The 25,138-nt window shown below is 42.7% G+C and carries 19 protein-coding genes; 10 read left to right on the top strand and 9 right to left on the bottom strand.

The window, feature by feature from the left end; genetic code table 11:
* Nucleotides 1–396: 396 nt before the first annotated feature.
* From ACFN7Z_RS01830 to dxs, 4 genes are all read right to left on the bottom strand, one after another.
* The gene (locus ACFN7Z_RS01830) at nt 397–2,304 is read right to left on the bottom strand and encodes a DEAD/DEAH box helicase (RefSeq protein WP_395442547.1); all 1,908 of its coding nucleotides are present in this window, start codon (nt 2,302–2,304) and stop codon (nt 397–399) included.
* Nucleotides 2,305–3,029: 725 nt separating this feature from the next.
* A complete protein-coding gene (locus ACFN7Z_RS01825) occupies nt 3,030–4,331 on the bottom strand; it encodes an IS4 family transposase (RefSeq protein ID WP_395442672.1) in 1,302 nt (433 codons plus the stop codon).
* Between the two features lie 121 nt (nt 4,332–4,452).
* Nucleotides 4,453–5,283 carry an inositol monophosphatase family protein gene (locus ACFN7Z_RS01820; RefSeq protein WP_004691373.1) on the bottom strand — a complete coding sequence of 277 codons (831 nt, stop codon included), beginning with the start codon at nt 5,281–5,283 and terminating at the stop codon, nt 4,453–4,455.
* Between the two features lie 116 nt (nt 5,284–5,399).
* A complete protein-coding gene (dxs, locus tag ACFN7Z_RS01815) occupies nt 5,400–7,301 on the bottom strand; it encodes a 1-deoxy-D-xylulose-5-phosphate synthase (protein ID WP_395442545.1) in 1,902 nt (633 codons plus the stop codon).
* Nucleotides 7,302–7,606: 305 nt separating this feature from the next.
* Between dxs and ribA the strand changes: the two genes are divergently transcribed.
* Nucleotides 7,607–8,209, top strand: coding sequence for a GTP cyclohydrolase II (gene ribA, locus ACFN7Z_RS01810; RefSeq protein ID WP_058870370.1), 603 nt, complete (start codon nt 7,607–7,609; stop codon nt 8,207–8,209).
* A 59-nt stretch (nt 8,210–8,268) separates the two neighbouring features.
* Here the strand turns inward: ribA and hemN are convergent, their stop codons facing one another.
* Nucleotides 8,269–9,633, bottom strand: a complete 1,365-nt coding sequence (gene hemN, locus ACFN7Z_RS01805) for an oxygen-independent coproporphyrinogen III oxidase (RefSeq protein ID WP_395442543.1) — start codon at nt 9,631–9,633, stop codon at nt 8,269–8,271.
* A 268-nt stretch (nt 9,634–9,901) separates the two neighbouring features.
* Between hemN and hemF the strand changes: the two genes are divergently transcribed.
* From hemF to aroE, 3 genes are all read left to right on the top strand, one after another.
* Nucleotides 9,902–10,843 carry an oxygen-dependent coproporphyrinogen oxidase gene (hemF, locus tag ACFN7Z_RS01800; protein ID WP_279737391.1) on the top strand — a complete coding sequence of 314 codons (942 nt, stop codon included), beginning with the start codon at nt 9,902–9,904 and terminating at the stop codon, nt 10,841–10,843.
* 288 nt (nt 10,844–11,131) lie between these two features.
* Entirely contained in the window at nt 11,132–11,338 is a 207-nt protein-coding gene (locus ACFN7Z_RS01795; RefSeq protein ID WP_126035159.1) for a hypothetical protein, read from the top strand.
* Nucleotides 11,339–11,437: 99 nt separating this feature from the next.
* On the top strand, nt 11,438–12,226 hold the full coding sequence (gene aroE / locus ACFN7Z_RS01790) for a shikimate dehydrogenase (protein ID WP_148825423.1): 789 nt from the start codon (nt 11,438–11,440) through the stop codon (nt 12,224–12,226).
* A 43-nt stretch (nt 12,227–12,269) separates the two neighbouring features.
* On the opposite strand, the gene ACFN7Z_RS01785 is transcribed toward aroE, so the two are convergent.
* The gene (locus ACFN7Z_RS01785) at nt 12,270–14,687 is read right to left on the bottom strand and encodes a hypothetical protein (protein ID WP_395442540.1); all 2,418 of its coding nucleotides are present in this window, start codon (nt 14,685–14,687) and stop codon (nt 12,270–12,272) included.
* Nucleotides 14,688–14,918: 231 nt separating this feature from the next.
* Here ACFN7Z_RS01785 and ACFN7Z_RS01780 point away from each other — a divergent pair, with 231 nt between their 5' ends.
* Both ACFN7Z_RS01780 and ACFN7Z_RS01775 read left to right on the top strand, forming a co-directional pair.
* Nucleotides 14,919–16,742, top strand: coding sequence for an acyl-CoA dehydrogenase C-terminal domain-containing protein (locus ACFN7Z_RS01780; RefSeq protein WP_279698766.1), 1,824 nt, complete (start codon nt 14,919–14,921; stop codon nt 16,740–16,742).
* 357 nt (nt 16,743–17,099) lie between these two features.
* Nucleotides 17,100–17,861 carry a substrate-binding domain-containing protein gene (locus ACFN7Z_RS01775; protein ID WP_395442537.1) on the top strand — a complete coding sequence of 254 codons (762 nt, stop codon included), beginning with the start codon at nt 17,100–17,102 and terminating at the stop codon, nt 17,859–17,861.
* Nucleotides 17,862–17,986: 125 nt separating this feature from the next.
* On the opposite strand, the gene hchA is transcribed toward ACFN7Z_RS01775, so the two are convergent.
* The gene (hchA, locus tag ACFN7Z_RS01770; protein WP_078389971.1) at nt 17,987–18,856 is read right to left on the bottom strand and encodes a glyoxalase III HchA; all 870 of its coding nucleotides are present in this window, start codon (nt 18,854–18,856) and stop codon (nt 17,987–17,989) included.
* 424 nt (nt 18,857–19,280) lie between these two features.
* On the opposite strand from hchA, the gene ACFN7Z_RS01765 reads away from it, so the two are divergent.
* Complete coding sequence (locus ACFN7Z_RS01765; RefSeq protein ID WP_078389972.1) at nt 19,281–20,138, top strand: hypothetical protein; 858 nt, start codon at nt 19,281–19,283, stop codon at nt 20,136–20,138.
* Between the two features lie 78 nt (nt 20,139–20,216).
* Here ACFN7Z_RS01765 and hemW read toward each other — a convergent pair whose 3' ends face one another.
* A complete protein-coding gene (gene hemW, locus ACFN7Z_RS01760) occupies nt 20,217–21,371 on the bottom strand; it encodes a radical SAM family heme chaperone HemW (protein WP_005401309.1) in 1,155 nt (384 codons plus the stop codon).
* Nucleotides 21,372–21,495: 124 nt separating this feature from the next.
* Between hemW and ACFN7Z_RS01755 the strand changes: the two genes are divergently transcribed.
* Both ACFN7Z_RS01755 and ACFN7Z_RS01750 read left to right on the top strand, forming a co-directional pair.
* Complete coding sequence (locus tag ACFN7Z_RS01755) at nt 21,496–21,957, top strand: DMT family transporter (RefSeq protein ID WP_005401310.1); 462 nt, start codon at nt 21,496–21,498, stop codon at nt 21,955–21,957.
* Between the two features lie 101 nt (nt 21,958–22,058).
* The gene (locus ACFN7Z_RS01750) at nt 22,059–23,360 is read left to right on the top strand and encodes an MATE family efflux transporter (RefSeq protein ID WP_080632284.1); all 1,302 of its coding nucleotides are present in this window, start codon (nt 22,059–22,061) and stop codon (nt 23,358–23,360) included.
* Between the two features lie 55 nt (nt 23,361–23,415).
* On the opposite strand, the gene ACFN7Z_RS01745 is transcribed toward ACFN7Z_RS01750, so the two are convergent.
* Nucleotides 23,416–23,625, bottom strand: a complete 210-nt coding sequence (locus ACFN7Z_RS01745; RefSeq protein WP_005401312.1) for a DUF1737 domain-containing protein — start codon at nt 23,623–23,625, stop codon at nt 23,416–23,418.
* A 193-nt stretch (nt 23,626–23,818) separates the two neighbouring features.
* Between ACFN7Z_RS01745 and ACFN7Z_RS01740 the strand changes: the two genes are divergently transcribed.
* Nucleotides 23,819–25,117 (top strand): ABC1 kinase family protein, encoded by a 1,299-nt coding sequence (locus tag ACFN7Z_RS01740; RefSeq protein ID WP_395442533.1) that lies wholly within the window; start codon nt 23,819–23,821, stop codon nt 25,115–25,117.
* Nucleotides 25,118–25,138 lie beyond the last annotated feature (21 nt).

The following is a 25,138-nucleotide window of genomic DNA, read 5'->3' as shown; positions in this document are numbered from 1 at the left end:
TGCGTTTTCCTGCATTTTTTCAGCATGCATACTATAAAGGATTAAAAAACGATATGTTAGCGTATTCCGTGTCTAATTTTGTGCACGAATTGATTTCAGTTGGTTGTATTTATATTTATTTGAACGGCGAAAACAAGCTACATAAGATGAATTGCTTCATCCATAACGACTATAGACAAAGAAAAGAATGTTGCAAATCAGCAAAAAGAGTCCGAGATAATGTGCCATATTGACCTCTTTCACGTCAGAGAGTGTGGCGATTGATTCAACCTCATTATTGTGCATCATTATTATCAATACAATTAAAATATGACTCAGTATACATTTTAATTTATTTTTTTACAGCCGTAGACAAAAAAAACCAGTGTTTCCACTGGTTTTTTTATTCATTCAGAATTAGTCGTTAAACTTACGACGTGGGCGGTCAAAACCACCTTCAGTACGTGGACGATCTGAATTAAATTCACGCTTAGGACGGTCTTCGCCACCAAAAGTACGCTTAGGACGGTCTTCACCACCGAAAGTGCGTTTTGGACGGTCATCACTAAAAGAACGTTGTGGACGGTCGCCAAAACCACCTTCACGACGTGGCGCTGGACGATCACCAAAATCACGTTTTGGACGGTCACCAAAAGAACCTTCACGACGTGGTTTGTAGTCTACACGGTTACCGCGGTTGTCATCATTCGAGTCAAAACGTGGCTTATCGTTGAAACCGCCTTCGCGACGTGGACGATCATTATTAAACTCACGCTTTGGACGGTCATCAAACGAACGTTGTGGACGATCACCGAAACCACCTTCACGACGTGGCGCTGGACGATCACCAAAATCACGTTTTGGACGGTCATCAAAAGAACGTTGTGGACGATCACCGAAACCGCCTTCACGACGTGGACGATCATTATTAAACTCACGACGTGGACGATCTTCACCACCAAATGCTGGACGATCACCACGAGGTTTGTCATCGTAGCTACGACGTGGACGGTCATCACCACCTTCACGACGTTTAAAGTTAGACTCACCTTCGAAACGAGCACGACCGCCGCCATCACGACCACCGAAACCACCACGACCACGACCGCCGCCATCACGACCACGACCGCCGCCATCACGACTACCGCGTGCAGGAGGTGGAGATGGCTCAAGACCTTCAATTTCAGATACATTCAAACGTGCATCTAAGAAATCTTCTAAAGCACGGATTTTACCGCGTTCACGGTAAGTTGCTAAAGTGATTGCTTTACCAGTACGACCCGCACGACCTGTACGACCAATACGGTGTACATAGTCTTCGTTCTTCATTGGAAGACCGAAGTTGATTACGTGTGAAATAGTTGGTACGTCAAGACCACGTGCAGCAACGTCAGTTGCAACTAAGATTTTTGCACGACCTTCACGGATGCTACGTAAACGACGGTTACGAACAGTTTGTGGCATAGCACCATGAAGTGCTACAACTGATAAACCTGCTTCAGCCAATTCTTCAGCCAACATATCGGTGTCTTCTTGAGTAGAAGCGAATACAACAGCTTGATCTACGTCTTCAGCACTTAACCAATGCGTTAGTAATTTTTTCTTGTGCTCAAAGCCATCAGTCCAGTGTAAAGTCTGAGTGATGTCAGTATTCGTAGAGTGACCAGTTTCGATTGCAATACGTTGTGGATCATTCATCATGCGTTCAGCAAGTGTAATGATACGACCAGCAAATGTTGCAGAGAACATTAAAGTCTGTTTACGGTTTGCAGCAAGATCGCTAATTGCTTCTAAGTCTTCAGAGAAACCTAGATCAAGCATACGGTCTGCTTCGTCAACAATAAGCGCATCAACTTGGTCTAATTTAATTTGACGACGGTTTACAAGGTCAAGTAAACGACCTGGAGTCGCAACAACAACCTGTGCACCTTTTAACTGTTGAATTTGTTTACCAAAAGGCATACCACCCATGATTGCTGCAATACGTGCACCTTTCATGTGACGGACAAAACCAATCGCGTCTTGGCTTACTTGCTGCGCTAACTCACGAGTTGGGCAAAGAACCAAAATATTTGGTTGAGTAATTGCTTTCATACGTTCTTTGAACGGAACGAAAGTCTCTTGGGCTGCAAGTGCGTTTAACGTTGGAAGTAAGAACGCTGCAGTTTTACCTGAACCTGTTTGGCTAGATACTAAAAGGTCTTTACCTTCTAAAGCTGCAGGAATCGATTGTTCCTGTACAGGCGTAGGAGCAGTAAAACCTAAGCTTTGTAAAGCTTGTTGTAACGATTCATGTAAAGGAAAATCAGCAAAAGTTTTGCTCATAGAGTATTTCACCCGAAAAATGGGTGCTCCATTAAATATATGGTCTGATGGACATCGGCAAAAAGCGGCACAGCAATAATCGCTGAAAATATAGAATCAGCGGCGATCCGAGAACGACGATGCGTATAACGCACATTTGATTACAGCCGCAACCTGAAGGAATCGCTTAAGCGATTGGGTGGGGCGCGAAATAATGTCCTCTCTTTGGACCGGACGCGCATACACAATGATAGAAGAGAATGTTCAGGTAATGAACGAAATTTAGTGCGTGGGCGGAGTATAGCAGGATATTTTTAAAAGTCACCTTTTTTCGTGAAATTGATACAATATTTTCCTCAAAGATTGAATAAATGCAGGTTTTCACTTTAATTTTTTTGACCATCTAGAAAAATATTGAATAGCATTCTACGTTCTATCCCTCAACTATCAGCCATAAAACGCAATTAATTGTACTAGCTCTCTAATGTTGCCGTGATTTGACTGGTATCTGTGACCTGTAATGAACATTACACACAGCAAGCTTAAATAGGTGTCTATACGCTGGCTAATTTTAACCCACTTTATTTCTGAGATAGAGCTATCTTCATTAAGAGGTGATCAGAATCTGGCACAGCCTATGTTTTACAATCTATAGAGGTCAAAGCCATAAAGTAAATCACCACAAAGGTCTTTACTTTTTTCATCCTTATCAAAGAAAAAGCCCTCTTATGAGTAATGCCAGTCAGTTAAGAAATTGACTGGCATTTTCTTGGGTACTTTTGAGGCTTTATTTTGACGACTCTAGGGCATTGCCTTGATCTTCTTTCAGGCAAAACAAACATTTTAGACTGTTCCAGCAAACGCTCTAAATGCTTGGGCAAATTCCCTGCCGATTCCAGCGGAGTATGCCTTAATATATTGATAATGCTGATTGAAGCAATATGGAAACTGATACGCAAAGGGCTGACTTTCGCCCGTTGAGCCATAAATTTCATTTGCCTTCTAAGAATATTATAAGCAATCAATACACCCCATAATTCCTGATACACCAATTCAGGCTGCTTGCTTCTTAAATGCATCCCATCTTGCAGGTCGCTCTTGATTTCACGGTAGCACATCTCGATTTCCCAGCGCTGAGCATACAGCGTACTGACGTCTTCCAGAGGATAAGCCTTTGAATCTAATAATGATGTAACGTATCGTCTAACCCTTCCAGACTGTTCAGTTTCAATCAGGCGGGCTTCCCAATAGTCACCTAAATCCGGATTCAGTTTCTTCGCTCTTGGAGAAACAGGCATTCTGATTTGAAAGTCATGCGCTGAGTTTTTCCTGATAATTTCATAGCGCAGATTGTCTTTAGCCCGCATAAGCCAATGGCAGTTTTCCCGAGACTGCCACCCTGATAAGAAATCAGCAGAGAAGTAGGCCCGGTCAAATAAAGTCAGGCTATTTGCAGGCACTTTCAATTTCTTCGCTAAAGTCAGCTCGCCTTGATCCATACTTCCAATCCCGGCATCAATCACTTCATGAGTATTGGTGTTGATCAGGCAAACCGCTCTGGCTTGCGGCCAAGGTGCTGCTATCGTTTTGCCTTTGGAAGAACCGAAGTGCCTGAAGTTCTCATCTGTGTGGGGCATGGACCAGATGGCTCCATCTACAGCGCAGATGCTTAGGCCATGAAAGGCGGAATATTGCGGCTGAGAATCTTCAAACCATGTCTGACTCAGTGTATTGAACAGGACATTTAAAGGCTCCAGACCCAAGCGCTGTCTGGCCTGCACTGATGCGCTTGGGGCGCAGCTTTCAGCCGTGCCAAAAACCAGCTGCAGCTGCTGAACAACATACCAGATGGGCTGGTCGCGGAACAATGCAAGTCCAATAACTAGCCATACAGCATGCTCTGCGGGGAGTTTTCTTTTTCTGACCGATGCTTTCCCGGTCCGTTTTAAACAGTCTTCAATCCAGTTTAAATCAATTAATTCGCTAAAATTAGAAAGTGAAGGAGCTGTCTGCTGAAATGCTGAACTTAAATTCTGAGAAAAAGTCATAAAAAAATGAGCGTATCTGGATACGCTCATTTTTACCGCATTTCAGCTATTTTGTCTTAACTGATCAGCATTACCTCTTATGAGGGCTTTTTCAATGTCTTAAAACACGATCTGCATGTTATTACTTAGCAGCTTCACCCCAAGCAGGTACAACTGCTTTCATCAGAGGTTTCAACATTTTCATAGAACATGCCAGTACTTGGCCATTTTCCATAGATTCGCTACCACCACGTGCATCAACCACTGTACCGCCCGCTTCTTTCACGATCAACTCACCAGCTGCGATATCCCAAGGCTTTAAACCGAGTTCGAAGTACGCGTCGAAACGACCTGCTGCAACATACGCCAAATCTAATGCTGCAGAACCTGTACGACGGTATTGCGCGCCAGCTTCAGTCACATTTAACAACGAATCAAAATGATTTTTTGCATAAGAAATCACTTCGCCATTACGTTTTGCACGGTAAGCATGACCCACAGACATGAATGTATTTTCAAGACTGTCTTTCACATTTACACGAATACGGCGTTGGTTCATCATGGCACCACGACCACGACTTGCAGAGAACAACTCATCTTTCACAGGGTCGTAAATTACGCCATGTTGAGTAATGCCTTTATGTTGAACTGCAATAGAGATACAGAAGTGAGGAACACCGTTAATGAAGTTTAGCGTGCCATCAAGTGGGTCGATGATCCAACACCAATCTGCGTCGTGACCTTTACCTTCTTGAAAACCAAACTCTTCACCAAGGAAGCTGTGATTTTTATAGCTTTTACGTAGGGTATCGATAGCCAATTGTTCCAAATAACGGTCTACACGCGTTACAGGACCATCAATTCCTTTTTCTTCGACTTGTAGATCGAGCTTATGACGATTTTGATGCGCTTTTAAAAGCTCTTGACCGACTAATTGAGCCGCACGCGCAGCCATCACCACCATAGGTTCCATTGAACACCCACTACAATTTGAAGATATTGATAAAGAATAATGCATAAAAGCCCGCGCATCTTATCAAAGATCGGGGCTTTTAGGGAAAAAATGTTTCTAAAATTTAAAAACGGTGCTTAAACCATATGTACAAGTTTCGACCAGGCTTGGCGCACTGAGCTTTCAATGCCTTCTGCATCTAGTCCTGCCTGATGCAACATTTGCGCATGAGTCGCTTGATGCATGAATGTATCCGCTAAACCGAGATTTAACATTGGTTTTACGATTTGAGCCTGTGCCAAATATTCATTGACTGCACTGCCCGCACCCGCCATCACCGCATGTTCTTCAACCGTAACAAATAAAGCCGTTGATGGTGCTAAAGTCGCTATCATCTTTTCATCAAGCGGTTTAACAAAGCGCATATTCACCACACGAACCGCCAAATCTTGTTCAGCTAATTTCTGTGCTGCCTCTACTGCGGCCTGAACACGACTACCAAAAGCGAGAATGCTAATAACGTCGTCTTGGGCATCATTAAAGCTCGCTACAATTTCAGCCTGACCAATTTCCATCGGGGTCATCTGTTGTTGAATCTCAACACCCAAACCATTGCCACGCGGGTAACGCACTGCGGCAGGGCCATTGTATAAATAAGCGGTATGCAACATTTGACGACATTCATTTTCGTCTTTAGGTGCCATAATCACCAAATTTGGTACGGTACGCATAAAGGCATAGTCATAGGCCCCAGCATGAGTCGGGCCATCTTCACCCACTAAACCTGCACGGTCGATACCAAAGGTAACATCTAGATTTTGCAGGGCCACATCATGAATCAATTGATCATAGCCGCGCTGCAAGAAGGTCGAGTAAATGGCAACCACAGGTTTTAAGCCTTCGCATGCCATACCCGCCGCCAAAGTTACAGCATGCTGTTCTGCAATCGCGACATCAAAAAAGCGCTGTGGATACTGTTTGGCAAAACCCACCATACCTGAGCCTTCGCACATGGCAGGGGTAATCGCCAGTAAGCGCTCATCTTGCGCGGCTTCATCACATAACCATTGACCAAAGACATCTGAATATTTAGGCGCTGCTTGTGGAGTAGACTTGGCATTTATTTTTGTTATCGCGTGATATTTGATTTGGTCAGCTTCAGCAGGGGCGAAACCTTTGCCTTTTTTGGTATAGACATGAATTAAACGCGGCCCTTTACGTTTTTTTAATGCGGTAAAGACTTGTGTCAGCTGTTCGACATCGTGCCCATCGAAAGGCCCAAAGTAATCAAAACCTATCGCTTTAAAGACGTTGTCGGCCGCATCTGTCGCTGCACTGTGTAAGCGTGAGTTATAGATCCATTCAGGATGTGGCTGTACATAAGCTTCGCCATCCGCTGAAATATTAATGGACTGACCACTTTCCCAAATCGAAGCCAAATGTTTAGCAAAACCACCTGTGCTGCATGAAATCGACATATCATTGTCATTCAACACCACCATCAGGTCCGCATCATGTGCGACTGCATCGTTCATGGCTTCAAAGGCCATACCTGCTGTCATCGCCCCATCGCCAATGATTGCGACCACTTCACATGGATTGTTTTGATAACGACGTGCCAGCGCCATACCTAGACCTGCTGAAATCGCAGTCGAAGAATGTCCGACTCCAAAGGTATCAAATACCGATTCATCACGCGCAGGAAAGGCAGCCAAACCATCTTTAGCACGAATAGTCGTGAGCTGTTCACGGCGGCCCGTCAAGGCTTTATGCGGATAAGCTTGATGACCGACATCCCAAATTAAGCGGTCATTCGGTGTGTTAAAGCAATAATGTAATGCCACGGTGAGCTCGACTACACCGAGGTTTGCACCAAAGTGTCCCCCACTTTGTCCTGCGGCATACAGAATAAATTGACGTAGCTCGTCTGCCACTTGTGCTAATTGACTTTGCTCAAGCGAGCGAAGTTGTTGAGGATGATCAATCGTATCCAACAACGGTGTTACAGGGCGATGAGCTGGTATTTCTGTATACAACATAATATGGCAAAGCCTTCTAAAGCCTGGCAAATCTAGCTAGGTCAAATGGGTAATTCGATCATATCGTCGAATGCTATCACCTTCAATCAGCCATATTTCTAGCGATGCAGTTTTGAGCAGTGCTCTCACTGGGTGTTCGTTTAGTGCAGGTGATTATCCTGAATAATCTTACTATTTATCAACTATTATCGTTCGCTTTATACAAAAAAGAAAATCTTCTGCATAAATTCGTGGATGCAATTCTACCAATGTCGATGCATTACGCTATACTTTAGCCAATTTCTGAACTATTTACAGGTTTAGCTGTGCCTATTGAATTTGTTGCCACATCCCGTTTACCGACTGCTTTTGGTGAGTTTAACATCACCGTATTTCAAGATCCTAAGACCGGTGAAGAACATGTTGCACTCTCAAAAGGTTTGGATCAGCCGATCACAGAACCCGTTTTAGTCCGTGTTCATTCCGAATGTCTCACGGGCGATGCCTTTGCGTCCTTGAAGTGTGACTGTGGCCCACAATTGCAAGCCACGCAAAAACTGATCAATGAAGCTGGGCAAGGCGTGATTCTGTATTTGCGCCAAGAAGGTCGTGGCATTGGGCTGACCAATAAAATTCGTGCTTATGCGCTACAAGATCAAGGGCATGACACGGTCGATGCCAACTTAATGCTCAACCTCCCTGCCGATGCACGTCGTTATGACATGGTCAGCATTATGTTGGATCATTTAAATATTCAACAAGTCCGTTTGATTACCAACAATCCATTGAAGATTGCAGCATTGCAAGAGCAAGGGATCAATGTGGTAGATCGTGTGCCTTTGACGGTCGGTTTAAATCCTTTCAATGAAGAATATTTAAAAACCAAACATGAACGCATGGCACATTTGTACAAGAAAGATGATTTTTGAAATTTAATCATTTGCTCTAAGCCTACTTGAAAAGGCCGGTTTAGAGCGCTTCAGTCAGATTAGATGGTCATGGAGAAAATACGACTCTCAGGTCGACGGCGTTTTAAATGCAAATCGAACGCCATACAAATGTTGCGTACAAAGGCTTTGCCCTGCTCAGTTACTCGTAAGCTCTGTGGCCCAATCTTCAATAAACCATCATCCTGCATTTCTTCCAGTTGTCCCAATACCTCTGCCAATTCCGGAAATTGCATATCTGGTTCTGTCCATGACGTCTGAAAGCTACACATCAAATTTAAAATGTGCCGACGAATCATCAGATCTTCAGCACTCAAAATATGCCCGCGATAGACAGGAAGTTCATTGTTTTCCAGTCGCGCATAATAATCTTCGAGTTTTTTTTCATTTTGCGCAAAGCTATACCAACTGTCGCTGATGGATGAGATACCTAAACCAATCATCACTTGGGTTTTAGACGCGGTGTAACCCATAAAATTGCGATGCAGAGTGCCTGCCTGAAATGATTGGTACATCCCATCACTTTCCAAAGCAAAATGATCCATACCAATTTCATGATAACCCTGTGCCAGTAATTTATTTTTTCCTTCCTCATAGCACTGCCGTTTTATTTCATCTTTCGGCACATCATGGTCTTTAAAACCACGTTGCCCATTGCCCTTGATCCAAGGCACATGCGCATAACTATAAAAAGCCAAACGGTCTGGACGTAAACGCTTGGTTTGATCAATGGTATTGAGGACATCATCTAGGTTTTGAAAAGGTAAACCAAAGACCAAATCATGTGAAATTGAGCTATAGCCTATTTCACGCGCCCACTGCGTCACTTGTTCGACATGTTCAAAAGGCTGTATCCGATGAATGGCTTTTTGTACGGTTTCATTATAATCCTGCACCCCATAACTAACACGGCGAAAGCCCAAGTCATACAAGGCTTGCAAATGCTCGCGTGTAGTATTATTCGGATGCCCTTCAAAACTAAACTCATGCTGCTCGGCAATCTCTGCTTGCGCGAGGATACCTTCAATCAGTTGAGTTAAATGCGCTGGAGAAAAGAAAGTGGGCGTTCCGCCACCCAAATGAATTTCTTTAATGCACGGCTTCTCTTCAAGCAAGTCACAATAAAGAGACCATTCTTTTAAAACCGCCTGAATATAAGGCTGCTCCATCTCATGTTTTTTGGTCACCCGTTTGTGGCAACCACAAAAAGTACAGAGACTTTCGCAAAAAGGCAGATGAATATACAAACTTATGCCTTCAGTCGAATTCGATTCAGCAAACGATGTTTTCAGCGTCTGTTTCCATTGCTCTAAAGAAAACTGCGCCTCGTCCCAATACGGCACCGTTGGATAACTGGTATAACGTGGACCAGGAACATTGTATTTTTGAATCAATGAATCGCGCATATTTACCATCAGCTCTTCCGCACTCAGAAGATGCAGCCTATTCTGCATCGCCAAACTCAGGTCTGTACTGTGGTTATTCTGCTGAGCTTAGAATCAGAATTCAACCTAGCGAATTGGTCAGGTTATTTTGCACATAGCAGCATTTTCATTTTTAACTTGCTTCACGACATCGAATGCTGCAGTAGGACTCTTCGGAAAATATTCTTAATCTTTTTGCTGTTTTATGTTTTGATGTAGGCAGTTTTCATCTTTTCCCATGAGGCTTTTCATGCAGCACCCAACGTCTGCGGATATCCAACGCGTTCGCGAATTTCTCCTCGACTTACAGGCTCGTATTTGTGCCGCACTTGAACAACAAGAACGTGCTGGTGGCGGGACTGCGCAGTTTGAAATAGATGATTGGGAGCGTCCTGAAGGCGGTGGGGGGCGTTCACGCGTACTGCAAAATGGCACGGTGATCGAAAAAGGTGGAGTGATGTTCTCACACATCAACATTTCTAAACTCCCTGCTTCAGCGACTGAACGCCATCCGCAAATTGCAGGCGCCAAAGCACAGGCCATGGGTGTTTCTTTGGTGATTCATCCAAAAAATCCAAATGTCCCGACTTCACATGCCAATGTGCGCTTATTCGTGGCTGAAAAAGAAGGTCAAGATCCAATTTGGTGGTTTGGAGGGGGCTTCGATCTCACTCCATTTTACCCAAATGATGAAGATGTGCTGTCATGGCATCAGACAGCGCATGACTTATGTGCGCCCTTTGGCGCTGAAGTCTATGCCGAACATAAACAATGGTGTGATGACTATTTCTATTTAAAACACCGTGATGAACAACGTGGCGTCGGCGGACTGTTCTTTGATGATCTCAATCAATGGGACTTTGAAACCTGTTTCCAATATATCCAAGCCGTCGGCAATGGCTATCTGAATGCCATTCTTCCGATTTTCCAGCATAACCAAGACAAGCCTTATAGCGAGGCGCAACGCGACTTTCAAATCTATCGTCGTGGTCGTTATGTCGAATATAACTTGGTCTATGACCGCGGCACGCTCTTTGGTTTACAAACAGGTGGCCGGATTGAGTCGATTTTAGTGAGCTTGCCGAATTTGGCGGGTTGGTCATATCGACCTGAATGGGAGGCCGATTCTGCCGAGAAAAAATTGACCGACTTTTACCTGAAACCCCAAGATTGGCTCAAGCTACTCAAATAGACACACAGGCTTACAATTCTATATCCCCCACGCATGCCCTTTTCACTAGATTAGGGCAGCCTATCCATTAAATTTTATATATTTCCCGATCAATTCCCCGTAGAATAGCTACTACACAAAGCGTCATTTCTTTGCATTTATTAAAGCATTGTCACAGGTTTAAAACAGCAATTGGGTTCTTTTAAGTTCGCAAAAACCGTAAGCTAAATTAAGTCATTTTCAATGTATTCATTTTAATGACATCAACATTTAGTATCCTCCTTTGCTGTTCTCTCTGAGGTCCCAAACATGTTCGCAAAAAGAGTTAGCTCGACCACTATGGTTCTTTTCTGCTTTGCTATTGTGTTGCTAAGCTCGATCAGTACCACAATTTTTTCTGAAAGTGCGTTTAATGACAATGCATCCATCAGCATCACCGTATTTGCAGGTATCGGCTTAACCCTGACCGCAGCAAAATTATTGTTTGATGTGATTCACAGTATCTGCAATCCATAATCGCCTTTCTTTTCACTGTTGATAAAAAACCACTGAATGCTTTAGCCTGCGTGTAATTTGCCGTATATTGAACAGCATTTCTCACATGGATTTGGTGCGATGAGCAAACAATTCGCTGTCATTGGCAACCCGATTGAGCAGTCTCGCTCACCTGAACTTCACCATGCGTTTGCACAAAAAATGGGGCTCGACCTCAACTATAGTAAACGTCTTGCACCACTCGATGGCTTCCTCGCCAACATCCAAGAATTCTTCTCACAGGGTGGCATGGGTCTTAATGTCACTGTCCCATTTAAAGAACAAGCCTTTGCAGCCTGCGCAGTCCTCACTGAACGCGCTAAAATCGCAAAAGCAGTCAATACGCTGTGGATGATCGATGGTCAATTACATGGTGACAACACCGATGGACAAGGCTTAGTCGATGCCATTCGCGCGTTGGACTGGAACTTAGACCAGACAGATGCACTGATCATCGGTGCAGGTGGTGCAACTCGTGGCGTAATTTATCCACTGGTCCAAGCAGGGGTGAAAAAAATTGTGATTGCCAATCGTACCCTTGCCCGTGCTGAGCAACTGGTTGCTGACTTAAAAACAGCTGTACCGCAAGCCGAATTGCAAGCCATCGGCTTAGATGCGCTCGAAGGTCAGTTTGACTTGGTGATTAACGCAACCTCTGCCAGCCTAAGCGGCGATGCCCTCGTTCTGCCAGAAACACTCCAGTTTCAACATGCCTATGAAATGGCCTATGGCAAACCCTCAACCTTTTTAGATCAAGCCAAAGCTCGCGGCGTACCCACCTCAGAAGGCTATGGCATGCTGGTTGGTCAGGCGATTGAATCTTTTTCGATTTGGAATGGCATCAAACCCAACCTGAAAGATTTTTTATAAGCACAAATAAAAAAGAACCTCCGCAGAGGTTCTTTTTTTCAGATTAGTTCATGTGTTTCTGTACGGCTTTATAGGTCTCGTAATAGGTCGAATCGCTAAAGAAGTCGTCATGTTCAAGCTTCAAACCTTGCAACGATTTTTCTGTCAATTGACCCTTTAAGTCATCTGCAAATGCTTTAGCAAAGACTTGTGCAGACTGAGTCAAATATGCAGTTTGCTCTTGGTCAATTTCATAGGTATCGGTAAATTTGTCTTGATAGACCTGAGCAAAGACCGCTTGCTTGGTTTTGTATTTCTTCGCCAAATTTTTCCAGTGCTGGTTTTCTTTTGCATCTTCCAACGCATCATCAACTATATTCGCTACAGATTTGCCCAGCGCATCAAAATCTTGCACCTGCTCTAAGGCATGTTTTTGACGTAGTTTCTGCAAACGTTTAAGTGCTGCACCCTTTGGTTCCTCAATATCGAGGAACTCATAAGCATAGACTTCTGAAATTTCATTGATAGTCGCTGAGCTATAGTAACGAATATACTCTGGACGCTGAGCGGCAAATACCAAAGCAAATACCGTTTGGTACGCTTTGACTTCAGAATGGTAACGTGCATAACTTTTCCGTGCAACCTGCTGGTAATAATCTGAAATAGCTTTAGGTAATTCTGTTGTGCTTGATGATGCGCTCTCTACACTTGATGAATCTGTACCTAACGGGCCTAGTATGCCTTTCACTACATTTTCCAGCAGTGAACCTTTAGACACTTCCTCAATCGATTTGGCATTTCTTAACGCTTGACGGTCAATGGCGGTCGCACTGCCATAGTTAAACACCTGATTGGTGCTCTTAATTTGTAGCTTACCAATTTGCTCATCGCTAATCACAATGTTGTAATCCATGTTTTGCGCACGACCTTTTTGGTCGAGTCCAACATCCATCACAAACGGTGAACGCTCGCTACCCAGCTGTGCCATGATCGGTGTAATTTCAGCCTGATGTTTTTGCCAAAGTTGTTTAAAGCTTTGTGCGTCTACCAGTTGCTCTGTTTGATACGCGCTAAAGAGTGGTTTCAACTCTTCCAAAACATTGGTCGCTGCTTGTCCAAAAGTCTCTTCATCTACAGATTGATTGGTTACTTTAGGTGCAAGTACATCAATATCTTGATAATCACGGCATGCGGTCACTTTACCAATAGGAATGTTCTTGCTGTTGATGAGCGCATCGCAAGCTTCTTCAGATAGCGTATTCGGTGCTGCAGAAGCAGACACTTCTGTTGTTGTCTCATCAGCATCTTCTGTCGCGGCCTGCGCATAAGCCACATCTGCTGCTGCATCAACCGTAGCATCGGCAGCGGCATCTACAACAATGTCTTGTTCTTCGCTCTGCCCATAACCACTCAAGTTCTGCATTTTTTGATTCACCAAATGACTGACACGTTCGAGTGAATCATAGGCCGGGTCTTCACTTGCGCTACTTGCAGCACTCTCTGCTTCTTTCGCCGCCTGCATTGTTTCATCCGCTGCACTTGGTATTTTTGCGGCATCTTCAATCAGACTCTCAGCATCAAAAGCTTGTATCTGCTGGGTATAATGCAGTTTATTGACGTATTCAAATAAGCCCAATTGTACTTGTGCTGGTTCTAAGTCACCCATATAGCGAATTTTTTTGCTTAGCCCTGCTTCTTTTTCTGACTTGCTTAAATCAACACTATGCACCTGATTTGACTCTGCCAAAGCATATGGCAGTGCATTCATCTGCTTTAAGTATTCAGCAAACTTTTTAAAATCAATATGACCGAATGCTTCTTTATGCTTAGAAAAGTCAATGTAGGCAAAGCGATCCTGACTTTCACGATTCACCATGAACGGCATAAAGGCAAAGTAGTTGGTATAAAATTTATAATCATTAAAATCAACCACCATCGGCAACTGTGCTTGCACTTGTAAGGTTGGTTTTTGATAGCTTAACTGCAAAGTCAATGCCGCCAATTTTTGACGGAAATGCACAGAGCCCTTATAACTAAACTGTAAGTCATTGAGTAAATTTACCAAAGATTCTGCGATTTGAACCTTAGCAGAACGTGATTCACCACCGCCATACAACGATGCATACGGATTTTGTTCACGCGCAAGTGCATCATATAGGGCTTGTTTTTCTTTGGCAGTAAAGGAAATCTTTTGATTTTTTAATAGTTGATCTAATTGTTTTTTCAGCTCTGGATCTAAGTTCGTCCCATTTGACTGAGTATTCGACTTAGAATTTGGCTTGGACTCATTAAAATTAAAGTCAGATTGAATAGAGAACTGACCTTTAAAATCATAGCTGGAATTTTCAAACATGGCATTAAGACCATGCGTGGCTTGTTGCCCGAGCTGTTGATCTGTAGAGGCATTGGATTTAATGACATGCTGAGTACACCCACTGATACTCAAACCCAATAAACAAAGTGTTATATATTTTAAGCGCATAATACTTGCTGAAAACCTGAGTTAATTATAGTTTATTAAAAAAGTACATGATCAAAAGACCACCGAGTCAGTGTAACAGAACTGTCTTTTTAGATTGATGATTTTATCTACCAATTCGCCTTTCTGACATTTTCTCAAGTCGGATCTATCAATGTATTTTGATACGATGTATGAATAATGAAATGATCGATTTAAATAATCCAATACTACTTCTAAATTAGGATTACACACATGCCTGCATATAAAGCTCCCTTACATGATATTCGCTTCTTAATGAATGAAGTGCTGGACTATCCTGCACATTATCAAACCCTATCGAATGGTGAAGCTGCCGATGCTGATACGGTAGATATGATCTTAGAAGGCGCAGCAGATTTTTGTGAAAATATTTTATCTCCTTTAAACCAATCGGGCGATGAAGAAGGTTGTACCTTCGACAATGGTGAAGTGAAAACACCAAAAGGCTTCAAAGACGCTTATGACCAGTTTGTCCAAGGTGGCTGGCAAGGTTTGTCTTTCCCTGAAGAATTTGGCGGTCAGAACCTGCCTCAATCTTTAAATCTGATTAAATCGGAAATGATGGGCACCGCAAACTGGTCTTTCCAAATGTACCCAGGTTTAAGCATCGGCTGTATGAACACCATTTTACAGTTTGGTACAGACGAACAGAAAAATCTGTATATGCCGAACTTAGTGGCAGGTACATGGTCTGGTACCATGTGTTTAACTGAACCTCAGTGTGGCACCGACTTAGGCCAAGTAAAGACCAAAGCAGAATTAAATGCCGATGGCACTTATAACATCTCAGGCACCAAAATCTTCATCTCTGCAGGTGAGCAAGATTTAACTGAAAACATCATTCACATCGTACTTGCTCGTCTTCCAGATGCACCTGCAGGCACCAAAGGCATTTCACTGTTCATTGTGCCTAAATTCTTGGTCAATGCAGACAGTAGCCTTGGTGAACGTAACCCTGTGACCTGTGGTTCAATTGAACATAAGATGGGGATTCGTGCTTCTGCAACCGCAGTGTTGAACTTTGATAATGCTGTCGGTTACTTGATTGGTGAGCCAAACAAAGGCTTACATGCCATGTTTACCTTTATGAATACTGCACGTATTGGTACAGCAATTCAAGGTATTGCACATGCTGAGCTTTCTTTCCAAGGTGCACTTCCATATGCCAAAGAACGTATGTCGATGCGTGCACTTTCTGGCAAGAAAGACCCTGAAAAAGTGGCGGATGCCATTATTCATCACGCTGACGTTCGCCGTATGTTGCTAACACAAAAAGCGATTGCTGAAGGCGGTCGTTCAATGATTTATTATGCAGCGCAAATTGCCGACAAAATGGCAGATGCACTTGAGCGTGGCGATACTGCTGCATTTGAAGCACATGATGATCACTTAGGTTTCTATACCCCAATTTTAAAAGGCTTCTTAACTGAATTGGGCTTGGAAGCTGCAAACCACGGTATGCAAGTCTATGGCGGTCATGGCTACATTAAAGAATGGGGCATGGAGCAAATTGCACGTGATGCACGTATTGCGACACTGTATGAAGGCACAACTGGTGTTCAAGCACTGGACTTAATTGGTCGTAAAGTACTTCTGACCTCTAAAGGTAAAGTGATTCGCGACTACACCACTGAAATTTTAAAATTCTGTGGTCAACAGGCACGCAACAAATACATGCGTCGTTTTGCATGGGACTTAACCAAAGTATGCGCACAGTGGAATGCCTTAACTGTTCGTATTATGCTTGCAGCTCGTAAAGACCGTGACGTGGTATCTTCAGCTTCTGTCGATTTCTTGATGTTCTCTGGCTATGTAATGATGGCGTATTTCTGGGCACAACAAGCAGCTGTGGCTTCAGAAAAATTGGCTTCTGGTGAAGGTCAAGAAACATCTGAATTCTACAAAGCAAAAATTAAAGTTGCAGACTTCTATTTCGAACGTTTATTACCACGTACCCAAGGTCATGCCGAAGCAATGGTCAATCCTTCAAAAACCATGACTTCTTTAGCACCTGAACACTTTAGCTTTGACTACTAATTAATAGTGTCAAAATGATAAAAAGAGCGCCTAGGCGCTCTTTTTATTTCTTGTCCGACCTTACAATCCAACTCCCCCAGCAACTTAGCTGTCGCTCCAATTTTCTGGCCTCATCTTTAGACTTTGGTAAAAGCGTTCCCTACACAGTTAAAAAGAGTTCTCTACGCTCTCTGATAGTTTTTTAGAGTTAGTGCGTTAAAAATTTTGTCATGGCTCTGTCTTTCTACAACTTAAATTTAAGTAAGAAAATGGCGTTCATATTTAAAAAATCATTTAACAAAAAAAATAATATAAAGATTCAAACACATCAGAAAAACAAATATTATCAGCATTCAAATATCAATAAAGGGAATAACAATGTTAAGAAAGCATAAGCTCAGCCACTATATCTTTCCGCTCATGCTGGGCTTTTTATCAATGGACGCTATTGCGGCGATCAATGTTTATGGCCCAGGTGGGCCAGCACCAGCAATGCATGAAGCAGCGAAACAATTTAAAAATAAGACTGGAATTGATGTCCATGTATCCGCTGGTCCTACTTCACAATGGGCCGACAAAGCCAAACTCGATGCCGACGTCATATATAGCGGTTCTGAAGCCATGATGTCTGATTTAGAAAGCGTATTTGCTGACAAAATCGTAAAGGACTCAATTAAGCCACTCTACTTACGCCCTGCTGCCATTTTAGTCAGAAAAGGCAATCCCAAACACATTCAGGGATTTAAAGACCTAAGCAAACCAAACACTAAAGTTTTGGTCACACATGGCGCAGGCCAAGTGGGCATGTGGGAAGATATTGCGGGTAGAACGGGTAATATTCAGCTCACAAAATCATTCCGTAAAAATATCGCCATGTATGCACCCAATACAGGCGCAGCGAAAAAAGCATGGGAAGCGGACAGCAGCTATGATGCATGGTTAGTGTTTAATATTTGGGGGGTCAGTAATCCAGACATTGGGCAAATTATTCCGATCGAACCTGAACTGGTGATTTACCGTGATGCAGGTATCGCCCTGACACAACACAGTCTAAAAAATCCTGAAGCGAAAAGTTTTATTACGTTTTTAAGTTCTGCTCAAGGCAGTGCGATTTTTAAACAGTTTGGTTGGAACAAATGAGTGCTTAATTTTAATCTTTTTTCCACATAAAAGATCAGTTTCCAATCTTAAATACTAGAACTTTTAACAAGTAAATTGGACATAAAAAAGAGCGCCACGGCGCTCTTGATTTCAGAAAACAATAATTACTGAACCTCGGCCAAAAGCGCTTGTGCTGCCATTTTACCCAAGGTATTCGATGCCAAAGGACTATCTCCTGTAATTAGCTTACGGTCTTGAATACACTGTCCCGACATCTCTTTATTGACCACTTCAACACCCAACTTTTCTAAGCGATCTGCCAGTAACCATGGTAACTCCCCCGGCATATAGCCAATTTCTAAGTTGGTCCCTTGATCGAGTGCATCAGGGAAAACACACATTTTGTACCCTTTAAAAATATAATTTTCAGGGGCTTCATTAAATGCGGCAGCCAATAAGCCTGCTGGCCCATGACACAGCGAAATGACAAATTTATCTTTTGCCACCGCCCACTTCAGTAAGGTTTTTAAGTCTTCACTGTCAGGTAGACCAATTAAAGCACCATGCCCACCGGGAATAAGGACAGCCAAATAGGGAGAGTCATCACCTAAACTGTTTTTCAGTACATCTGCCAGTTTTAAAGGTTTCTTAAATTGGGCTAAGTATTTTTGGAATGTTGCAGGCACAACAGCATCTTCATGGGGCATCGCCCACATTTCAAGTTTAACTGGATTGCCGGATAACGTCGCAATATCAATGTCAAAGCCCGCGCGGTCTAAATGATACATAGGCAGTAAAGTTTCTACTGGGTGGTTGCCTGTGGAGAAGAACTTGCCATTTTTCATCAGTAGATAACGCTCATCGCTTGCGACCATCAAAACTTTTTTATGCCCAATATAGGGTGTTGGATAGTCAGTTCCATCGAAGTCGGTTTTACTGGCGGTATATTGGGAAAGTGAATAAGGTGATGGAAAAAACGCATTATCTTCAGCTAAATCAGGGCTTGGATTACGGTCTTGGCTGGTCTGTGCCATGCTGATTCTCCTTTATTATTGCTTGGTTATTTTCAGTTTTACGAAACCTAGAGTTCTGTACCACAGCTCATTTATTCAGCATAACAAAGTTTCAACGTGGCTCTGTTTTAAGATGTAAATATAAGCTTGCCTATATGACAAGATAAACATTTGGACAATAAAAACCCCCGACATCCTGTCGGGGTTTTTCGTATTAAGTGCTGAGGTACGACAGGAGTCATACCTTCGTCCTTGAGCTGATCTTTATTGTTATTCTATTGGAGCATCCTGCTCTCTATGGTTCTATATTAAAAAACTTACATGCAGGCGTATAGGCGCAAAAAGCGGGAATTGATGTAAGCTAATTCGTACAAATTAAATAGAATTCATCTTATTATAAATTTTAAGACTTCCATAAAAATCTAAAAATACTCAGGATTAATCAATGATCACTTATGGTATCTACGGATATGAAATTACAAAAACTGCTGAATTAAAGGGTTTCAAACTGATCCCACGCTCTCAAAACCATAGAGAAGTTAAAAAATTAGCCGCAGATCGAGATCATTATCATTTAACGGGATTTCTTGAAATAGATGAAAATCAAATTTTAAATCAACACACTTTAATTTTTGATTTACAGGGTATCTTATCTTTTATTGATCAAAAGAATGTGATTATTACCCATCCCTTACGCCCGCATGAAACCGATCAAACATTAGATCAAGACTATCCCTTAAAAATTACTTTTATTGGGCGATTAAATGGTATTGGGTCTTTGATTTTAAGAGATACAGTTAGCCCTGAATCTAGAAAAGATTGTATACAAAAAGCTCTCAATAAATTGAAAGAGTCTGACCAAAACCAAGGAGTTTTTCGTAGTGCTTTTTTTAAATCTATAGAGCCGTTTAGAGGCAGTGAGAGCTTCATTGATGTAAATTATTATCTGCTTTTTTCTGCATTAGAATCATTAAGTCGATATCATCTTGATGATTATGATTCAAAGAATGTCTCCACTCCTATTGCAAAATTTCTTAAGCCATATAACTTTGATATATCTCAAGACAATGTCAAAAATTTAACACAATCCGTTTCCACATATACCCATTTACGCAATGCTTTATTTCATAATGGAAAATTGGAATGTGAGCCAAATATAAATGGAACATATATAAAACTCGAAATGTCAGAATATTATGCTAATTTCAGTATGCTAGTCCCACTGGTGATGTTGAAATATATCGGCTTTGATGATGGTTATACTAATTGGAATTCTTGGCTTGATCGAATGCCATTTAAGTAATCATCCAAGTTAAAAAATTGGCTTGAGATCTTCACTCAAGCCATGATGGCAACTCACACAAGCATGGCTTTATAAAACTTAGATAAATTCTTCCAACACTGAGTTTAAAAATACATGCCCTTGCTCGGTACATGCTAAGCGCATGGCATCATCCACCATTAATTTTCGACTGCGTAGTGAGTCTAACGTTTCAGCCAAACTATCCAGATTCAAACCTGTACGCTGCGCATAATATTCAGCTGCAACCCCATCATTTAAACGCAAAGCATTCATCATAAATTCAAATGGAAGTTCGTCGGCTTCAATTCGCTTAAACTGTACATGCTCCGCAGGGACTTTCGCCAAATAGTCTTTGGGTAAACGAGTTTTTTGGAACCGATAAACCCCATCTGGCTGGGTCACTTTGGCATGTGCACCAGCCCCAATTGCTAAATAGTCGCCAAACTGCCAATAATTCAAATTATGCGCGGAAGGCTGCTCTTTACGCCATGCCGAAACTTCATAATTGATAAAACCCTGCGCTTTTAAATAAGCTTCACCTTGGGCTTGAATCTCTTCAAGCACATCGTCCACAGGTAAGACAGGCTTGGTTCTAAAGAACACGGTATTCGGTTCAATCGTGAGTTGATACCATGAAATATGGGTTGCACCATTGTCCACGGCCAGCTTTAAATCCAGTAAAGCTTGTTCTAAAGTTTGCTCAGGTAAACCATGCATCAGGTCGACATTAATGCGTTTAAAGCCTGCATCACGCGCAAGGTCAATCGCAGAAATCGCATCGGTATTGCTGTGAATTCGTCCCAATTTGGTTAAATGTTCAGTATTAAAACTTTGAACCCCTATCGATAACCGATTGATACCAACCGCCAAATAATCGGCAAAAGGATCATGTTCGACTGTACCTGGATTGGCTTCTAAGGTAATTTCACAATCCACCTCAAAAGGCAGTAGTGCTTTTAACTGGGCAAATAACCATTGATACCCTTGCGCTGAAATCAAAGACGGCGTTCCGCCGCCAATAAACACACTATGAATATGACGCCCTTGAGCAAACTCGAGTTGAGTTTTAAAGTCTTCCACCAAAGCATGTAAATATTCTTGCTCTAGATCTAAAGACAGTTTGCCATCTGGCACCGCATGCGAGTTAAAGTCGCAATAGGGACACTTACGCACACACCACGGCATGTGAATATATAAAGACAACGGAATATTTGCAGGATGTAAATCAGTCAAGGAAGAGACTCTAAAGCACAGCGGTAATCTTGCATATTTTAACATGACTGCATCAAGACACTTATGAAATCTGTGTCTATTTGGATTAGACTGATAAAAAGACAAGAAGAATGAATGGTTTAAAATGATGAAAATATCGAGCCACTTGCTGTTTATGCTACCACTGGCCTTTGGTATTGGCATTGCTATGACTTTTCAAACGGCGCTGAATACACAGCTCAGAGAATATTTTTACTCTCCACTACAAGCCGCATTGTTATCCTTCTTCATTGGAACCTGCGTTTTAGCACTTTTGGTTGTACTCCAACCTGTGGACAAACCGCAGTTACATGATTTTTCCAATATTCCATGGTACTTATGGCTCGGTGGTTGCTTAGGGGTTTATGCCATCAGTATAAGCATCTATACTGCGCCTAAATTAGGCTTTCTCACGTTTTCAGGTTTGGTTATTTTTGGACAAATCCTGACCTCGATGATTTTTGACCACTATGGTCTACTTGGTACCGAAAAAACCCCTGTCAATTGGCAGCGTTTACTTGGTGGCGTCGTAATTTTTATTGGTGTGCTTCTCACTTTACAACGCTGAATTTATTTAGACCAAGCACATGATGAATATGAGTAATTTTTGTGTCGACTACAAGTAAAATCACGTCCCATCGTTTCGAATTAAAAAAGTTATTGGTGTTAATGCTGCCCATCCTGATCACGCAGTTTTCTCAAGCGGGTCTCGGGTTAATTGATACCATCATGGCGGGACATTTATCTCCTACTGATTTAGCCTCGATTGCCGTCGGTGTCGGTTTATGGATACCAGTGATGTTGCTATTCAGTGGCATCATGATTGCGACAACGCCGTTGGTGGCAGAAGCCAATGGCGCACGCACCCCTGAAAAAATCGCCACTATTGCTCGTCAATCCCTGTGGGTGGCCTTTATTTTGGGGAGCATTGCGGGTTTAATTTTACAAAGCATGCCTCTCTTACTGCCACTCATGGGTGTACCTGCAAACTTACTACCTAAAGCCAGCCTATTTTTACATGCCATTGGCTTTGGCATGCCTGCGGTGACTATGTATGCGGCACTGCGTGGATATTCTGAGGCACTTGGTCATCCGCGCCCTGTCACTGTGATTAGCTTAGCAGCCTTGGTTCTTTTGGTTCCACTGAACTTTGTCTTTATGTATGGTTTCGGCCCGATTCCAGCGCTCGGTTCAGCAGGCTGCGGATTTGCCACTGCTATTTTACAATGGATCATGTTTTTCACCTTGGCCACTTATATTTTTAAAGCCTCGGCATATCAAAAAACTCAAGTTTTTAGCACTTGGGAGAAGATGGATCGCTACTGGATCGAACGTATTTTAAAACTTGGTTTACCTATTGGCTTAGCTATTTTCTTCGAAGTCAGTATTTTTAGTACCGCTGCGATTATTCTGAGTCCATTGGGTGAAACCATTGTAGCGGCGCATCAGATTGCAATGTCGGTCACCTCTCAGTTGTTTATGATTCCGATGTCTCTTGCCATCGCCCTGACTATTCGTGTCGGGACTTACTATGGCGAAAAAAACTGGGAGGCTATGCGAAAGGTGCAAAAACTCGGACTGGCTACAGGCACAGTTTTGGCGCTGATGACCATGCTGCTGATTGCACTGTTTCGTCCTGAAATTGTGGCAATTTATACCTCTGATCATGAAGTATCAGAAGTTGCGATGTATTTACTGCTGTTCGCACTCGCCTACCAGCTGATGGACGCTTGGCAAATTAGTGCCGCAGGCTGCTTACGCGGCATGCAAGACACCAAAGGCCCAATGTGGATTACCATGGTTGCCTATTGGATCGTGGCTTTCCCAGTCAGCATTTATTTGGCGCGCTACACCAACATAGGTGCAGCAGGTGTTTGGATTGGACTGATTGTCGGTTTAAGCGTGGCGTGTGCCCTGCTCTTGCTCCGTCTTTATAACAACAATAAACGCCTCAGTCAGGACTATCCATAAGTCATGCATGGCATGGAATAGGAAGGAGCCAGACTCTTCTCCTATTCCCGCTGTTCTACTGTTGTGCCAAAGCGTCTTTCAGACCTTGTGGCACTTCACTCTCATCCTCAACGTCTTTAACCACCACCTGCCCCACGATCACCTCACTACCATTAAAGGTCATGGTGGGTGAACCATACAGGCTATAACCTTCATTCAGTGCTTGGGTGACACGCGCACAAAAATGCACATCGTCCTTGCCTGTAAAATAACGATAAACTTTCATTTATTTCTTACTCAAATTTTTTCGCACAGTGTAACGCGATTTTTAAATGCAGCGACATCTTGTGTGCAATTCACTCAATTGACCACTATTATTTAAATAGAAACATCAGCTTAACAATTTAAAGTAGGCAGTTTTGCATTTGTCGCCTATGATCAAATCTGAGATGTAATGAAGATGCCCCGAGGAATATCGCATGGCAAATACGACTCGTACGCCCGGTCGTCGCTTTATGAAACTTGCCAGCATGACGGCAAGTATCGCAACCAAAACTGTGACCAATTCAATTAAAAACTTCAATGCCGATGAAGATAAAAAAAATGCGGCGCGCAGTCAGCTTTTTCAGGACATTGGACTTCAAATTGCAGACACCTTAGGTGAAATGAAAGGTGCCGTGATGAAAGTCGGGCAAATTGCATCTCAATACAAAGACATTTTTCCGCCTGAAGTGGCACGTGCAATTAGTAAATTACAACGCCAAGCGCCTGCGATGCCTTTTCAAGAGATCAAAGCTCAAGTTGAAAAAGAACTCGGCAAACCGCTCAATCAAATATTTACCGCCTTTGATGAACAACCCTTTGCCGCAGCCTCCATTGGTCAAGTGCATAAAGCCACTTTACCGAGTGGTGAACAGGTTGTGGTTAAAGTTCAATATCCGGGTGTAGAAGAAGCCTGTGAAAGTGACTTAAAACAAGTCCGTTTAGCGCTTCGCTTGATGGGTGTGCTCAAAATTGACCGTAAGCTGCAAGATCAACTCTTTAAAGAAATTCAGGACAGTTTAGACAACGAACTGAACTATCAAATAGAAGCCCAAAACTTAGAGGTCGCAAGAACCTTTCATCAAGCTTTAGACTCTAAAATTATTATTCCTCAAGTCTACAAAGACTATTCAAGCCGTCATATTTTGACCTTAAGCTTGGAGCACGGCGAAAGCATTGAAACTGCCAGTAAATGGTCACAAGATACACGCAATGAACTGGGGCGTCGTTTATTTCGTGCTATTGGCCGTGAGATTTTCTTCTTAAAGCGCTTCCACTGCGACCCACATCCAGGCAACTTTGCTTTCCGAGAAGATGGTAGCGTGATCGTGTATGACTACGGCGGTGTAAAAACCCTATCGACTGAAATCGTGATGCATTTTAAGCAGCTGATTCAAGCAGCGCGCGACAGTGATATCTTGGCCATGGAACAGCAACTGACTGCTTTGCACTCTATGTCTGAGCAAGGCAAGTTCCCTGCCGAACTGTATGAAGCATGGTTAGAAGTGCTCATGCGTCCACTGACCACTTTGTATGACTTTGCTGAGAACTCAGCGCATCATGATGGTATTGAACTGGTCAAACCATCGCTAAAATACTGGGATGTATTTAAACCCTCACCCGATACACTAATGGTCAATCGCACAGTCTCAGGGCATTATTGGAACCTGATTCATCTCAAAGTGCACGACAACCTCAATGATCTATTTGAAGAGTTGGTGCCACCTCCTGCCTAAATAAGAACTGCGGGCACGATA

The sequence above is a fragment of the Acinetobacter sp. P1332 genome (assembly GCF_044057475.1).
In the GTDB taxonomy this organism is placed as follows: Bacteria; Pseudomonadota; Gammaproteobacteria; order Pseudomonadales; family Moraxellaceae; genus Acinetobacter; species Acinetobacter johnsonii.
Note: the sequence above shows the minus strand (reverse complement) of the source record. Positions and strands in the feature narration are given on the sequence as shown.